The sequence below is a fragment of the Aeromicrobium sp. genome, from assembly GCF_036676885.1.
GTDB lineage: Bacteria > Actinomycetota > Actinomycetes > Propionibacteriales > Nocardioidaceae > Aeromicrobium.
Genome location: NZ_JAKFCB010000307.1, coordinates 21356 through 35919 on the forward strand (window position 1 = coordinate 21356; position 14564 = coordinate 35919).

A 14564-nucleotide genomic window follows, 5' to 3' on the forward strand; every position below is an offset into this window, starting at 1 on the left:
CCCTCTCCTAGAGTGCGACGTTGACGTCGCCGACGGGGACGTGAACACAGATCTTGATGGTCTCGTCGGTGTTGGCGCGGACCTCGTTGCTGATGACGTGACGAACGGCGCCGTGGTTCTTCTTGACGACGCAGGTGTTGCAGACGCCCATGCGGCAGCCGAACTCGGGCTTGAGCCCGGCGGCCTCGGCCTGCTCGAGGATCGTGGCGCCGGAGTTGGCCGCCTCGATCTTTGCCTCGTCGAACGTCAGGGTTCCGGTGGCGTCCGCCGCGTCGAGGTCGACGGACGGGACCTTGAAGTACTCGAGGCGGAGCTGGTCGGCGGCCCCGAGCTCGGAGTAGGTGTCGCGGACGGTGGCGATCAGCCCGGCCGGCCCGCACACGTACGTGAGGGTCCCGGACGGCTCGATGCCGAGGTGCTTGAGGTGGTCTATGTGGAATCGGCCCTTGAGCTCGGCGCCGGGCTCGGGCTTGCGCGTGTAGACCCTGGTCACGTTGACCTTCGGCAGCTCGGCGAGGGCGTCTAGATCAGATGTGAACATCTCGTCGTCGCGCGAGCGTGCGTAGTGCAGGAACGTGACCTCGCCCTGGTGGCCGGTGTCGCGCAGCGTGCGGATCATCGACATGACCGGCGTGATGCCGGAGCCGCCGCTGATCAGCAGCAGGTTGTCGGGCACCTCGCGGGGGAGGACGAACTCGCCCTCGGCCTGCGACAGGTAGACGATGGTGCGGGGCTTGAGCTCGTTGTGCAGGAACTGCGAGACGTACCCGTCGGGGTGAGCCTTGACCGAGACGCTGAACGTGCCCTTCTTGGCAGCCCGCGAGCTCGACACCGAGAACACACGTACACGTCGGGTGCCGTCGACCTCGACGCCGAACTGCACGTGCTGGCCGGGGGCGAAGCCCTTCCAGGCGCCGTTGGGGCGCAGGATCACGGTGCTGGCGTCGCCGGTCTCCTGCACGACCTCGACGACGCGGGCGCGGACGTTCTCCGCTGCGAGCATCGGGTGGATCGGGTCGAGGTAGTGGTCAATCGTGTAGGGGGAGGTCAGAGAGGCGACCGGGCGCGAGGTGAGCGCCTTGCGGATGATGCCCATCTGTAACCTCCTCGAAATCAGTGAACATGCGTACACTCAAAGTGTGCACGACTCTCTGGCTACGCGCAACCGACGCGCCGAGTGACCTCGACCACCAGCGCAACACGTGTGCACCGAAAGGAGATGACTAGGCTGTGAAGGTGACCGAGCCCGCGCAGTCTGCCTCGCGTCAGGCCCAGAAGGAGCGGACCCGCCAGGCCATTCTCGCCTCGGCGCTGGAGCTGAGTCAGGAGCAGGGGTTTGCGCAGGTCAGCCTGCGTCAGGTCTCCCGTCACGCCGGCATCGTGCCCACCGCGTTCTACCGGCACTTCGAGTCGATGGACCAGCTCGGCCTCGCACTCGTCGAGCAGTCGTTCTCGACGCTGCGCCGCATGATCCGCGACGCGCAGCGCGATCCGCACGTGTTCGAGAACATCATCGACGCGGCTGCGGACGTGCTCGTCGAGGCGGTCAAGCAGAGCAAGGCGCACTTCGCGTTCGTCGCCCGCGAGCGGGTTGGCGGTCCCGAGGTCGTACGTACGGCGATCCGCCACGAGCTCGACCTGTTCGTCAGCGAGCTCGCCGTCGTCCTGGCCCGGCTGCCCAACATCGAGAACTGGTCGAGCGACGACGTGCAGATGGTGTCGCGGTTGTTCGTGCGCAACATGGTCTCCAACGCCGAGGAGGTCGTGGAGATGCCCGACGGGCGCCCCGACCTCGAGGAGCAGATCAAGGAAGGCGCCCGCAGGCAGATGCGCCTGATCGTCGTCGGCTTCAGGGACTGGCGCAGCTAGGCGACACAACTCGGCGGTCGAGTCCTCGTCCCTCGGACCCACCCGACCACCAAGTGCGCTGGCGTCGAGGACGCGTGCGCAGAAATACCCATCTGCTTCTGGTGCAAGATGCATGTCCTTCCCGATGATCGCCGGCCCCTGCGATTCGTACGGTCATGACGCAACCACCAGGAGGCATCATGACCACGCAGCACATCGAGACCGTCATCGTCGGAGCCGGACAGGCCGGCCTTTCCGTCGGTTACCACCTGAAGAAGCAGGGCCGACCGTTCATCATCGTCGACGGCAACGACCGGATCGGCGACAACTGGCGAGAGCAGTGGGACACGCTCCGCCTGTTCACCCCCGCCAAGTACGACGCGCTCCCCGGCATGCGGTTCCCCGGCGACAAGTGGCACTTCCCGCAGAAGGACGAGGTCGCCGACTTCGTCGAGGCGTATGCCCTCAAGTGGGACCTGCCCGTCCGCATGAGCACGCGGGTCGACCGGCTCGAGGCGCGGGCCGGCGGCGGCTACACCCTCGCGATCGGTGCGGACACGATCACCTGCGACAACGTCGTGGTGGCGACCGGGACCTTCGGTCGTACGCCTCATGTGCCGGCCTTCGCGGCAGACCTCGACCCGTCGATCCTGCAGATGCACTCGAGCGAGTACCGCAGGCCGGCGCAGCTGCAGGAAGGGCCCGTGCTGGTCGTCGGCGCGTCCCACTCAGGGACCGACATCGCGTACGAGCTCGCCCTCACTCACCCGACGATCCTGTGCGGGCGGGACTGCGGACAGCTGCCCGGCAAGCACGAGTCGCGCGGCATGAGGATGGCGATGCCGGCACTGGTCTTCGTCGCGCGGCACGTGCTGACCCGGCGGACACCGATCGGCCGCAAGGCGATGGAGGACATCCGGACCCATGGCGGCCCGATGCTCCGGGTCAAGCGCGCGGACCTTCAGGAGCGCGGCGTCGAGCGCCGGCTGGCTCGGGTCTCGGGCGTGAAGGGCGGGCTCCCCGTGCTCGACGACGGGAGCGTTGTCGACGCTGCCAACGTCATCTGGTGCACCGGCTTCAAGCAGGTCTTCGACTGGATCGACCTGCCGATCATCGGCGAGGACGGCTGGCCGAAGGAGTACCGCGGCGTCGTGGACTCGGCGCCGGGCCTGTTCTTCTGCGGGTTGGCGTTCCAGTTCGCCTTCAGCTCGATGGTGTTCCCCGGGATCGGTCGTGACGCGGAGTTCGTGGCGTGCCGGATCGTCGATCGTGCGGGCAAGAGGGCGAGTCTGCAAGTCGCCTGAACGCACGCCACGACGCGCGTATGCTCCCGAGAAGGAAGTGATGCGCGATGGGCGTGGTCGACGAATTGATCCGGGCTCGCGAGGCGTACGAGCGTCGCGACTGGGTCGCCGCGTATGGCGACCTGTCGCACGCGGATGCGGATGCCATGACCTCCGACGACTTCGCCCGGCTCGCGATGACCGCCTACCTGCTCGGCCGCACGAACGACTGCCTCCAGGCGATGCAGCGCGCCTATCAGGGACACCTCGCGGCCGGTGATGTGCTGGCGGCCACGCGGTCCGCCTTCTGGCTCGCGATGGTGCTGATGGAGAGTGGCGAACCGGTCGTCGGAGCGGGCTGGATCGCGCGCGGTCAGCGGCTCCTCGACGGGGTCACCGGCGACGTCGTCGAGCGCGGCTATCTCCTGGTGCATCAGATGTTCGGGTGCATCGGCCAGGGCGAGTGGCCCCAGGCGCTCGAGCACGCCGGCGGCATTGCCGAGTACGGTCACCGGTTCAACGACCCCGACCTGATCGCGATGGGGTTGTCGGCACAGGGCCGGCTGCTCCTGTATGCCGGTCAGGTCCCGCGCGGCCTGGCGTTGATGGACGAGGCGATGGTGGGTTTGGCCGCGGGCGAGGTGAGCCCGGTGTTCGCCGGCACGATCTACTGCACCATGATCGAGGGCTGCCAGGAGATCTCGGACTTCGCCCGCGCGGCCGAGTGGACGCATGCCTTGACGACGTGGTGTGAGGTCCAGCCTGGGTTGGTTCCGTTCACTGCCCAGTGCGCTGTGCACCGCGGTCAGATCATGCGCGTGCGCGGTGCCTTTGACGAGGCCCTCGATGAGTTCGACCGTGCCGTGCGTCGCTACATCGAAGCCGGGACGACGACCCCGGCCGGACTGGCGATGAGCGAGCGTGGCGACGTGCTGCGGATTCGCGGGGAGCTGGGTGCGGCTGCGGCGGCGTACGAGGAGGCGATCGGTTATGGCCACGAGCCGCAACCCGGACTTGCCCTGCTGTGGCTCGCGCAGGACCGGCGGGACGCGGCTCGGGCGGCGGTGCGGAGGCTCCTCGCCGAGCCGCGGGATCCGGTCCGTCGATCGCAGCTGCTGCCTGCGTCGATCGAGATCTTGCTGGCCACCGGGGGAGAGCCCGACGAAGTGCGCCCGCTGGTCGACGAGCTGAGCGGCATCGCCGCGGACTTCGGCTGCGCAGCACTGCGGGCGATGGCGGCGTACGCGGCAGGATCGGTCGCGCTCGTCGACGGTGAGGGGATGACGGCGTTGCCGCTGCTGCGTGCGTCGATGCGGCAGTGGAGTGAGCTCAGTGCGCCCTACGAGGTGGCGCGCTGCCGCCTCTTGATCGGCCAGGTGTTCCTCCAGGCCGGCGACCACGACTCGGCATCAGGCGAGCTCGCGGCCGCTCGGCGGACGTTCGCCGACCTGGGTGCAGCGGCAGTCGTCGACGTCGACCTTGCGGCCGGGTCTGCGTCGATGCCGGGGGGCTTGACCGCACGGGAGGTCGAGGTCCTGCGGCTGGTCGCCTCGGGGCAGAGCAATCACGACATCGCCTCGACGTTGGTCCTCAGCGAGAAGACGGTCGCCAGGCACGTCAGCAACATCTTCGCCAAGCTCGACGTGCACTCCCGCACCGCCGCCGCGGCGTACGCGTTCGAGAACCGCCTGGTGTGAGCTCAGCCGGCGTTCGAGACCTGCTGGCGGCCGTACTCGTCCTGCGCGTACGTCGCGAGGTTGTCCAGCGCCTTGACGAAGACGTCGTCGCCGATCGAGTCCTCGAGCTCCTGCAGGACCTCGGGCTCGGCGGTGAAGTCGGCCTCCCAGGTGACGTACGAGCACGAGTGCCCGGCGTCCTCGACGAGGATCGTGGCGCGGTGGTTCGCGATCGGGAACGGCGGATCGGGGATGTGGTACGACAGCGTCATCGCCTCGTCGTCCCGCGACACGATCGTCACGACGACGTCGGCGGGGGCCTCGGGCCCGTTGGCGTAGATGCGGAGCGTGGGGTGCCATTCGGCGAAGTTGCCGGCCAGCTGCCAGACGTGCGGGGCGGGGGCGGCGACAAACGTACGACGGGTGATCCGGTGCATTGACTTCCTTCGGCGCGGCAACAGACGTATCAGGTCATTGTCGCGCGCCGACGGTGTTCCCGGGCCATCAGAGCGGTGAGGGATTGCTCACTTGCGATCAGGCGAGGCCGAGGTCGCCCGCGAGACGCAGCGTCGTCTGCTCGAAGTAGCCCTCGAAGTCGTTGACCGACCCCTTGAGGTGGCCGAACAGCTCGAACGAGAGGGTGCCGAAGATCGTCGACCAGACCATGAGCGTGCGCATCACGAGCTCCGGGAATGCTTCGAGGTCGGTCTGGCTTCGTTCGGCGATGTACGCGATCGCGTCGGCGACCACGGCGCCCGGGTCCGCGGCGCCGGTCGGCGGCGTGGTCGTGGCTGAGGCGCTGCCGGACCGGTGGGCGCCGATGATGATCTCGACGAGGCGGACGATGACACGAGTCGCCGGCATGACGGTGTCCTGCGGGGCGGCGTATCCGGGCACGGGGGAGCCGTAGAGCAGCGCGTAGTCATGGGGGTGCTCGATCGCCCACTCGCGGGTCGCCTTGCAGGTTGCCATCCAGCGCGCGAGGTGGTCAGTGCGGTCCTCGATCGCGTCGTCGGCGGCCTCGGCGGCCTCACCGAGCTCGTCGTACGCGGCGATGAGGAGTGCGGTCAGCAGCTCGTCACGGCTGGCGTAATAGCGATAGACCGCGGACGACACCATGCCGACGTCACGGGCCACGGCCCGCAGGGACAGCTCGCCCGGGCCAACCTGACGCAGCTGGGCGCGCGCGGCCGCAAGGATCTCGGCGGTGATCTCCTTGCGGGCCCGTTCGCGGGCGGTTCCAGCGACTGTCATGTGCCCCACTGTGACGCAAAAGGAGAGCAGGCGCAACAAACGAGAGCAGCGCTCTTGCATTCGGGTCCGGCGTATGTCAGGCTCTCAACCGAGAGCGGTGCTCTCGCCAACTCGAAAGGACCATCATGACTGATCGTCACCTCATCGTCGGAGCCGGACCGGTCGGCCGCCACGTGGCCCAGCTGCTCGCCGCCCGCGGCTCGGAGGTCGTCGTCGCGACCAGGTCGGGCACGGACACCGGCATCGACGGTGTGACCCACCTGAAGCTCGACGCCTCGGACGCGGAGGCCCTGAGCGCCGCAGCCGAAGGCACAACGGTGCTCTACAACTGCGCCAACCCGTCCGACTACACGACGTGGGGAGAGTTCTGGCCGCCGCTCGCCGCCGCGTTCCTGGTCGCCGCCGAGCGCTCCGGCGCCGTCTACGCGATCACCGGCAACCTCTACCCGTACGGCCCGGTCGACAAGCCCATGAGCGAGGACATGCCCGACGCGGCGACGGATCACAAGGGTCGGCTGCGGGCGGCGATGTGGGCCGAGGCCAAGGCGCTGCACGACGCCGGTCGCATCCGCGCTGTGGAGATCCGCGGCTCGGACTATGTCGGCACGGGAGTCGGGGGCAACGGTCACGTCACCCGCCAGATCCCCGGAGCGCTGAAGGGCAAGCGCGCCTGGGTCTTCAACCGCAAGGACATTCCGCACACCTTCACGGACGTCCTCGACACGGCCCGGCTGCTGATCGCGGCGGCAGAGGACGAGGCGGCGCACGGCCGGGTCTGGCACGTGCCGAGCAACCCTCCGCGTACGCAGGAGCAGGCCATCACCGAGGTGCTCACCAGCATCGGCAAGCCCGCGGTTGGTGTCAGCGAGGTGCCGAAGCCGGTGTTCGTCGCGTTGTCGTGGGTCGTGCCGCTCATTCGCGAGCTGCGCCAGCTGTCGTACCAGTGGACCGCGCCGTACGTCCTCGACGACCGCGCCGCCCGGGAGCACTTCGGCATGGAGCCGACGCCGTGGGACGAGGTCTGCCGCCGCAGCGCCGTGGTCTGAGCGCTGTCGCCGCAGCGCCGCCGGTGGTCATGTCGTCCGGGGACCAAAGGCCCTGCCAACCCTCGCACCGGAATTTCACGATGAAGCTGTTCATCACGGCGCTGACGAGGGAGGTTCGACATGTCGCACCAGGTGCCGATGCCGACGCGCGAAACCATCGAGGAACTGGCAAAGGTGCGCGAACCCGGATGCGTGTCGATCTACCTGCCGGCTCTCGAGCCCGGGGGTGATGTCGGCGAGCTGCGATTGCGCATACGGGCTGCCTGGACGGATGCGGCGGCTCAGCTGATTGCTGACGGCCTGGACGACGGCACGGTCGCCGCGGTCGGTGCGCGCATCGATGCGCTGGTGGGGTCCCGCGACATCTGGCAGGAGGCCACCGGGGGGATGGCGATCTTCGTCAGACCGTCGTCTGCCGTGACCTTCCACCTCAACGATCGGCCGACACCCCTGACGGCTGCAGCCGATCGGTTCGTCATCACGCCGTTGCTCGCTGCCGCGACGTCGTACGTCCCGGCGTTCCTGCTGGCCCTGTCGGACAACGCGGTCCGCCTGCTCGACCTCACGGCCGCGGACGCACCTCGACCGATCGAGGTCCCGGGAATGCCTGACGACCTGAAGTCAGCCGTCGCACTCGACCTGACCGGCGATCGCAACACGCTCGCCCATCTCAAGATCTCCGAGGACCACAAGACCCGCGTCGCCGAGTTCGCTCGCAGGGTCGACGGGGCGGTGCGCCCGATCGTGGAGGATCACGCCCGGCCGCTGGTGCTCGCGGCCGCCGAGCCTGTGGCGAGCATCTTCCGGGCGACCTCGAAGTGCACACGCCTCGAGGGCGCCACGATCGTGGGCAATCCGGAGGACCGGCCGGTCCGGGAGCTCCAGGAGGCCGCCCAGCGCGTCTTGAGGGCGCGCCACGTGGCTGACGTCGTCGAGACGCTGGAGGAGGCGCGCGAGCGCGGCAGGGTGGTCACGTCGCTCGACGATGTCGCGGCGTCCGCGGCCGCCGGCGCGGTCGACACGCTCGTGGTGGATCCCGACAAGCGGATGCCCGGCTCGTTCGACGAGTCGACCGGAGACGTTCACGTCGACAGGTCCGGCTCGTCGCACGGCCGAGACATCGTCGACGATGTCGTGCGTCAGGCGCTCCGGACGGGCACGACGATCGAAGTGCTGCGCGACGTCGGTATGCCCGGGGGTGGTGCGGTTGCCGCGATCCTGCGCTACGTCCCGGCCGCCGTAGGAGAGCGGCGATGAGGATCCACGCCGACCCTGACGTCCGGTTCGTCGATCGGGTGGACGCCGGCCGGCAGCTCGCGGCTCGGCTCAAAGCTCTGGCCGGGGATCCATCCGTCGTGGTTCTCGGTCTGCCGCGTGGCGGCGTGCCGGTCGCGGCCGAGGTCGCCTCCGCGCTCGGCGCGCCGCTCGACGTCATCGTGGTGCGCAAGCTCGGGCTGCCGTTCCAGCCGGAAGTGGCGATGGGTGCGATCGGGGAGGGTGGCGTGCGGGTTGTCGACCAGAGGATCATCGCGATGGCGCGGGTGCCGGTCAGCGAGCTCGACCGCGTCACTCAGCGCGAGACTGAGGTCCTACGCACCCGCGCCGAACGCCTGCGCCGTGGACGCGAGCGCTTGGACCTCACGGGTTGCACCGCGGTCGTCGTCGATGACGGCCTGGCGACCGGGTCGACCGCCCGTGCCGCGTGCCGCGTTGCACGAGGGCTGGGCGCCACCCGCATCGTCCTGGCCGTGCCGGTCGCTCCGCCGTCGGTACTGGACGACTTCGCGGACGCTGACGAGGTCGTCTGTGTGTCCGCGCCGCGCGACTTCTACGCCGTGGGCAGCCACTACGACGATTTCTCGCCGACGAGCGACGACGAGGTCGTCGTGCTCCTGGACGAGGCAGCACGTCGCGAGCGCATGACGCACGCTGCGACGCAACCTCCCGACTGTGACGTCGAGGTGACGATCCCGGTCGACGGATCGGGCATAGCCGGGCACCTGCACCTGCCGGAGCCCGCGAGCGCGGTCGTGATCTTCGCCCATGGCAGCGGCAGCAGCAGGCACAGCCCGCGCAACCGGCTGGTCGCGTCGGTGCTCTACGACGCGGGCCTGGGCACGCTCCTGCTCGACCTGCTGACGCCTGAGGAGGAGTTCGACCGCGACAACGTCTTCGACATCGACCTGCTGGCCGAGCGCCTGGTGCTCGCGACTCAGTGGGTCGTGAAACGCCAGGTGGGAACCCCGCTGCGGGTCGGCTATTTCGGTGCCAGCACCGGCGCCGGTGCTGCGCTCCGGGCTGCGGCGGCGCCCGGTGCCCGCGTCTCTGCCGTCGTGTCCCGCGGTGGCCGACCCGATCTCGCCGGGGAGGCTCTCACGAAGGTCACCGCTCCGACGCTGTTGATCGTCGGGGGTGCGGACCATGCCGTGCTCGAGCTCAATCAGCAGGCGCTTCGCATGATGCCGACCTCGGCCCGGCTCGAAGTTGTGGAGGGCGCCGGGCATCTGTTCGAGGAGCCCGGTGCCTTGGCGGAGGTGGCGATCCTGGCTCGGGACTGGTTCGCCCAGCACCTGTTGTTGCCGGCCGAATCGGAGGAGGCCTCGTCATGACGGTCACCGGACACGAGATTCGGCTTGGTGACCTCGTCGACGACATCCGGGACATGGCCCGGCCGTTGCGCACCGCCGCGGATCTGGATCCGCTCATGGACCTGGCCGGGAACGCGCGCTTCGTCTGCATCGGCGAGGCCTCGCACGGCACACACGAGTTCTACGCCTGGAGGGCGGACCTGAGCCGTCGACTGATCCAGGAGCGCGGATTCAGCTGGATCGGCGTCGAGGGCGACTGGCCGGATTGCTGGCGGATCAATCAGTGGGTGCGCGGCCACGAGGACCAGGACCTCGACGCTCGGGGCCTGCTTGCGCGCTTCGAGCGCTGGCCCACCTGGATGTGGGCCAACCACGAGGTGGCGGACTTCCTCACCTGGCTCCGCGAATGGAACGCGGCCCGGCCCGAGTCCAGCCACGTCGGCTTCTACGGCCTGGATGTCTACTCGTTGTGGGACTCCCTGCGCGAGATCATGAGGTGGCTGCAGCAGAACGCGCCCGACGCCGTTCCGGCCGCGATGGAGGCATGGCAGTGTTTTCTGCCGTACGGCGAGGATCCTCAACGCTACGCCTGGGGCACCAGGCTCGTGCCCCAGTCCTGCGAGCCCGACGTCGTCGACCTGCTCGTCGCCGTACGCCGGGAGGCCGCCGCGCGCGTCGACCATGAGGTCTTCGCCGCGGTCCAGAACGCCGAGGTCGTGGCCCAGGCCGAGCACTACTACCGCGTGATGGTGAGTGGGGACCAGACGTCCTGGAACATCCGCGACACGCACATGGCCGACACGATCGACCGGCTGGCGTTGCATCACGGCCCTGGGTCGAAGGGGCTCGTCTGGGAGCACAACACCCATGTGGGTGACGCCCGTGCCACCGACATGTCGGCCAACGGGCTGGTCAACGTCGGGGAGCTCATGCGTATGCGGCACACCGACGAGGGCGTGGTCCTGATCGGGCTGGCCACGCATCACGGGACGGTCATCGCCGCGCCCGCGTGGGGCGCACCGGAATCCGTCATGCCGGTGCCCGACGCGCGTACGGGAAGTCATGAGGACGTCCTGCACCGAGCCCTGGGGGAGTCCGCAGTCCTCGTGTTCGGCGACGACCGGGCGCGATCATGGCTGCGCGTGGGCCTCGGCCACCGGGCGATCGGCGTGGTGTACGACCCGCGTCGCGAGTCCACCAACTTCGTCCCGACCATGATGGGCGGTCGCTACGACGCCTTGATGTGGATCGAGGAGACGAGCGCCCTCAAGCCTCTGCACCACGAGCCGCCGCCGTCAGAGCCCGAGCTCGAGACCGAGCCGACCGGATTCTGACGAGTCACCCCTGCGTCGCGCCCATGAGCGAGAGCATCTCGTACGCGGGATCCCAGCCGAGCGACTCGTAGAGCATCCGGCCCGGTGACGATGCCGCCAGCACGCCTTCGGCCGCACCGGACTCCATCGCGTACGCCGTGAGGGTGGCCATGACGTGCCGGCCGAGGCCACGTCGCTGGAACGCGGGCGTGGTCTCGACCGCGTCGAACGTCGCATCGGAGCCGAGGATGCCGATCGTCCCCTCGGCAGCGACACGCTCGCCGGACTCCACGACGTACATCGCGCGGTGCTCGTCGACGTCCCAGCGGGTGGTGAACTCGGGGTCGAGCGGCGGTGCGTCGATCGGGGCGAACGTCGTGGTCATCAGCGTCTCGTCGTCGCGATCCACCCGGACGCCGGGCGGGAGGGCCAGCGCCATGTAGGGGCTGACATCGTCGGCGATGACGGTGAGCATGGCTCGTGCGTCGCCGTCGATGTTCCCGAAGAGGTCAGCGAAGGCCTGCGGTCCGGGGTCGATGCAGATCAGCTCGATCTCGCGAGTGCGCGAACCCACGTGCACGAGCGGCCAGCCGTCGGCGATCGACGTCTCGAGCCCGCGGGCGTGCACCCAGGTCGCGATCCAGCGTGCGACGAGCTCGTGTTGGGTGCTGACCGTCATGAGGCCAGTCTGTCAGCGCCGAGATCATCGTCGGCAGCTCCCGTGGGAGAGCCTGTCCGTACCGCGATACGTGCGCCATGATGAAGAGCACCGCCAGAGTGAGGAGTCCGGGATGGCGACGAACGCGGAATGGGTCGAGCTCAGGGTGCACGGGGTCAGCGGTACGCCGGCGGAGTCGCTCCTGGCGCATCCGCATGTCGCCCAGATCGACGGCGGCGGAGCGAGTCGCTTCTTCGGTCCCGTGGACTCCGATGGCGTGATCCTGCCCGGCAAGGACGGGCAGGTCCTCGAGGCGTACCACTGGGGTCACTACACCTCAGGGACGTCGTGGCAGGCACTGTGGCTGCTGCTCATCCCGTTCGGCATGATCAACGCCGCGCAGTTCATGCTGCCGGCGCCGGCCCGCCGTCCGAAGCGTTCGGTCAACGCCCACGCCGCCGCGAGCGCGTTGCTGCGGCTGCTGGCGTTGATGCTCACGCTGCTGCTGGTGTTCGCCGTCGGCCTGACATTCATGGACCTGGTGGCGTGGCGCTGGGCGCCCAGCTCGCGACAACTGGCGTCGTGGAGCCCGTCGGCCGTCCTCATGATCGCCACGCTGCTGACGGCAGCCGTCGTCATCGGGCTCTGGCTGCTCGGCCGCATCACCGCCACGGCGGCGCCCAACATCACGGGTGGCATGACGCCGGAGGAGGCGCGTGCCCGCGCGGAGGAGCGGGGCACGCCGCTGGCCGACCCCTACTTCTACCAGGGCACCTCGGACTCACCGATCCTCAGCCGGCTCCACCTGTCCGCGGGGCTGCTGCTGGTCGCAGCGATGGCGCAGTGGGTGCGCGAGCCGGAGGGCGACGGCGTCATCGTCCGGGCCTCGCTCGGCGTGCTGCTGCTGGTCGCCATCGTGGTGTCGCTGCTGGGTGACCCCGAGTCGTTGGCGGTCGCCGAGCTCGACGAACGGGGCACGCGTATGCGCGCGAGGTGGCACGACGCCGTCGCTCGCGGATCGTGGGTCGCGTGCGCAGCGGGGCTCGTGATGATCGCGCTGGCGATGTCGCAGATGCCCGGATTCACCCCGCCGAAGAACCCCGAGCTGCGGGTCCCGATCGAAGGCTACGAGCTCATCTCGGTGATCATGCTGTTCGCAGGTGTCGTCGGCGTCTGCGCGCTGGTGCTGGTCAACTGGCGGATCGTGGCAACCACGCCTTCGACGACTCCCGTCGCCGACGATCCGGCGTGGTACTTCCGCCCGTACGCCCGGGGGTGGGCGGCCAGCGTCGTCGCGGCCCTGGCGGTGTTCATCGGCGTCGGACTGTCGGCGTCCCTGCCGACCGCCGTCTCGTCACTGCTCCGGCTGTCGAGGAGCAAGGTCGGTGTCACGCCGATGCTGGACCGCGTCTCGTACGGCTGGGGGTTGACGTTCTTCGTCGTCCTGGCGATCGGGCTGTGCCTGCTCGCCGACTTCATCGCCCGCAAGGCCAAGCTCGCGGCGCGGGCCCGGGCGATGTTCGAGGGTGCGGCGCCGATCGACGCGGGGGAGTACGCCGTGCCGCGGTGGCGTCCGGATGCCGGCTCGACCGTGCTGGCGATGTGGATCGCACGGGTCAAGAACCACATCCCGGCGATCGCGCTCACCTTCGTCAGCACCGGCGTCGTGATGGCACTCGCGATCGTCTACGAGATCCATCCGTCCTGGGACGACCCGCGCGACTGGCGGCCGCAGCGTGCATGGGGATGGTTCGACGAGCTCTCCGCGGGCCGCGACCGGGTTTCGCTGGCGCCGACCGAGAGCTCGTTCAGCAACGTCACGATGGTCGGCGGCGCGTGGATGCTGCTCGGGCTGGCGGCGCTCATCGTGTTCCTCGCGCGTCGCGGCTTCCGGACCGACACCTCGCGGCGGGGCGTCAACGTCGTCTGGGACGTCATCTCGTTCTGGCCGCACGCCGTGCACCCGTTCGTGCCCAAGCCGTACTCCCAGCACGCTGTCATGCACCTGCGCAACCGGATCAAGCAGCACCTCGCGACCCGTCCGGCGAGCGGACGCGATGTCATCGTCAGCGCGCACAGCCAGGGCAGCCTGATCGCGTTCGCGTCGCTGCACCTGCTGAGCGACGAGCAGCGGCAGCGCGTCGGGCTGCTGACGTACGGCTCGCAGCTGCGCCAGATCTTCCCGCGGGCCTTCCCGGCATACGTCAACTACGACTCTGTCTCGCGACTCCACCTCGACCTGCATCGCGGATGGATCAACCTCTACCGGGAGACCGATCCGCTCGCCGGTCCCGTCCTGTCGTGGAACCACCTGGGCGAGGGCGCCGACCTCGCCACTTCCGGCCGGTTCGTCGACGGCACGGCCGTGGAGGCCGCCGACGACTACGTCCAGGGCTCCGGCGTCCGGCGCAGCGGCGACGACTGGCGCCTGCTCGACCCGGCGCCGATCACGACGGAGACGCAGTACGGCCCGTCGACGCGGCTCTTCAAGCACAGCGAGTTCTGGCTCGACCCGGCATACCGGGTGGCCCTGGAGCGGCTGCGGGGATTGTGACGGGGCCTGCTCCCGAGGCCCTAACCCATGGAGGCAGTCAGGCCCTCGAGCGGGACGAAGGTGTCCGGTCCTGACGGCACGCAACAGGTGAGATCGGTCCGGCAGGCGGGTGGAGGGGGAGAGGATTCGAGGATCGTGCGCACGGAGTCGAGCTGTGCCGCGAAGGCGGTGAGCTCCTGGATGCGGGCGGCGATCTCGGCCTCCTTGTCGTCGATGAGCCGGATGACCTCTTCGTGGGCAGCGGTGCAGTCGGTGCCACCCCAGATCGGGAGGAGCTGGACGATCTGTTCGCAGGTCAGGCCCAGCTTCCGCGCCCGAGCAACGAAGAGGAGCTGGGTGGACGA

Annotated in this window: 13 protein-coding genes; 8 read left to right on the forward strand and 5 right to left on the reverse strand. The window is 69.1% G+C overall.

From position 1 onward, the window contains the following. Positions 1-7 precede the first annotated feature (7 nt). Positions 8-1096 (reverse strand): ferredoxin reductase, encoded by a 1089-nt coding sequence (locus V6M46_RS14205; protein ID WP_332666283.1) that lies wholly within the window; start codon positions 1094-1096, stop codon positions 8-10. Positions 1097-1236: 140 nt separating this feature from the next. On the opposite strand from V6M46_RS14205, the gene V6M46_RS14210 reads away from it, so the two are divergent. From V6M46_RS14210 to V6M46_RS14220, 3 genes are all read left to right on the forward strand, one after another. Then, positions 1237-1869, forward strand: a complete 633-nt coding sequence (locus tag V6M46_RS14210; protein WP_332666285.1) for a TetR family transcriptional regulator — start codon at positions 1237-1239, stop codon at positions 1867-1869. Between the two features lie 179 nt (positions 1870-2048). Then, on the forward strand, positions 2049-3152 hold the full coding sequence (locus V6M46_RS14215; protein ID WP_332666287.1) for a flavin-containing monooxygenase: 1104 nt from the start codon (positions 2049-2051) through the stop codon (positions 3150-3152). 47 nt (positions 3153-3199) lie between these two features. Continuing rightward, complete coding sequence (locus V6M46_RS14220; protein WP_332666289.1) at positions 3200-4828, forward strand: response regulator transcription factor; 1629 nt, start codon at positions 3200-3202, stop codon at positions 4826-4828. Between the two features lie 2 nt (positions 4829-4830). Here V6M46_RS14220 and V6M46_RS14225 read toward each other — a convergent pair whose 3' ends face one another. Both V6M46_RS14225 and V6M46_RS14230 read right to left on the reverse strand, forming a co-directional pair. Then, a complete protein-coding gene (locus V6M46_RS14225) occupies positions 4831-5244 on the reverse strand; it encodes an SRPBCC family protein (protein ID WP_332666291.1) in 414 nt (137 codons plus the stop codon). Positions 5245-5341: 97 nt separating this feature from the next. Then, entirely contained in the window at positions 5342-6061 is a 720-nt protein-coding gene (locus V6M46_RS14230; RefSeq protein WP_332666293.1) for a TetR/AcrR family transcriptional regulator, read from the reverse strand. A 125-nt stretch (positions 6062-6186) separates the two neighbouring features. On the opposite strand from V6M46_RS14230, the gene V6M46_RS14235 reads away from it, so the two are divergent. The 4 genes from V6M46_RS14235 (at position 6187) to V6M46_RS14250 (ending at position 11029) form a co-directional block, all read left to right on the forward strand. Then, complete coding sequence (locus V6M46_RS14235) at positions 6187-7107, forward strand: NAD-dependent epimerase/dehydratase family protein (protein ID WP_332666295.1); 921 nt, start codon at positions 6187-6189, stop codon at positions 7105-7107. Between the two features lie 120 nt (positions 7108-7227). Further along, positions 7228-8364 (forward strand): baeRF11 domain-containing protein, encoded by a 1137-nt coding sequence (locus V6M46_RS14240; protein WP_332666297.1) that lies wholly within the window; start codon positions 7228-7230, stop codon positions 8362-8364. Then, complete coding sequence (locus V6M46_RS14245; RefSeq protein ID WP_332666299.1) at positions 8361-9716, forward strand: phosphoribosyltransferase family protein; 1356 nt, start codon at positions 8361-8363, stop codon at positions 9714-9716. Before V6M46_RS14240 ends, V6M46_RS14245 begins: the two co-directional genes overlap by 4 nt. After that, a complete protein-coding gene (locus V6M46_RS14250; RefSeq protein WP_332666301.1) occupies positions 9713-11029 on the forward strand; it encodes an erythromycin esterase family protein in 1317 nt (438 codons plus the stop codon). The genes V6M46_RS14245 and V6M46_RS14250 overlap by 4 nt, the downstream gene beginning before the upstream one ends. 4 nt (positions 11030-11033) lie before the next feature. On the opposite strand, the gene V6M46_RS14255 is transcribed toward V6M46_RS14250, so the two are convergent. After that, positions 11034-11687 (reverse strand): GNAT family N-acetyltransferase, encoded by a 654-nt coding sequence (locus tag V6M46_RS14255; RefSeq protein WP_332666303.1) that lies wholly within the window; start codon positions 11685-11687, stop codon positions 11034-11036. 112 nt (positions 11688-11799) lie between these two features. Here V6M46_RS14255 and V6M46_RS14260 point away from each other — a divergent pair, with 112 nt between their 5' ends. Beyond that, positions 11800-14220 (forward strand): hypothetical protein, encoded by a 2421-nt coding sequence (locus V6M46_RS14260; protein ID WP_332666305.1) that lies wholly within the window; start codon positions 11800-11802, stop codon positions 14218-14220. Positions 14221-14240: 20 nt separating this feature from the next. Here the strand turns inward: V6M46_RS14260 and V6M46_RS14265 are convergent. Continuing rightward, a partial coding sequence (locus tag V6M46_RS14265; protein ID WP_332666307.1) for a MerR family DNA-binding protein occupies positions 14241-14564 on the reverse strand: 324 nt, incomplete at its 5' end.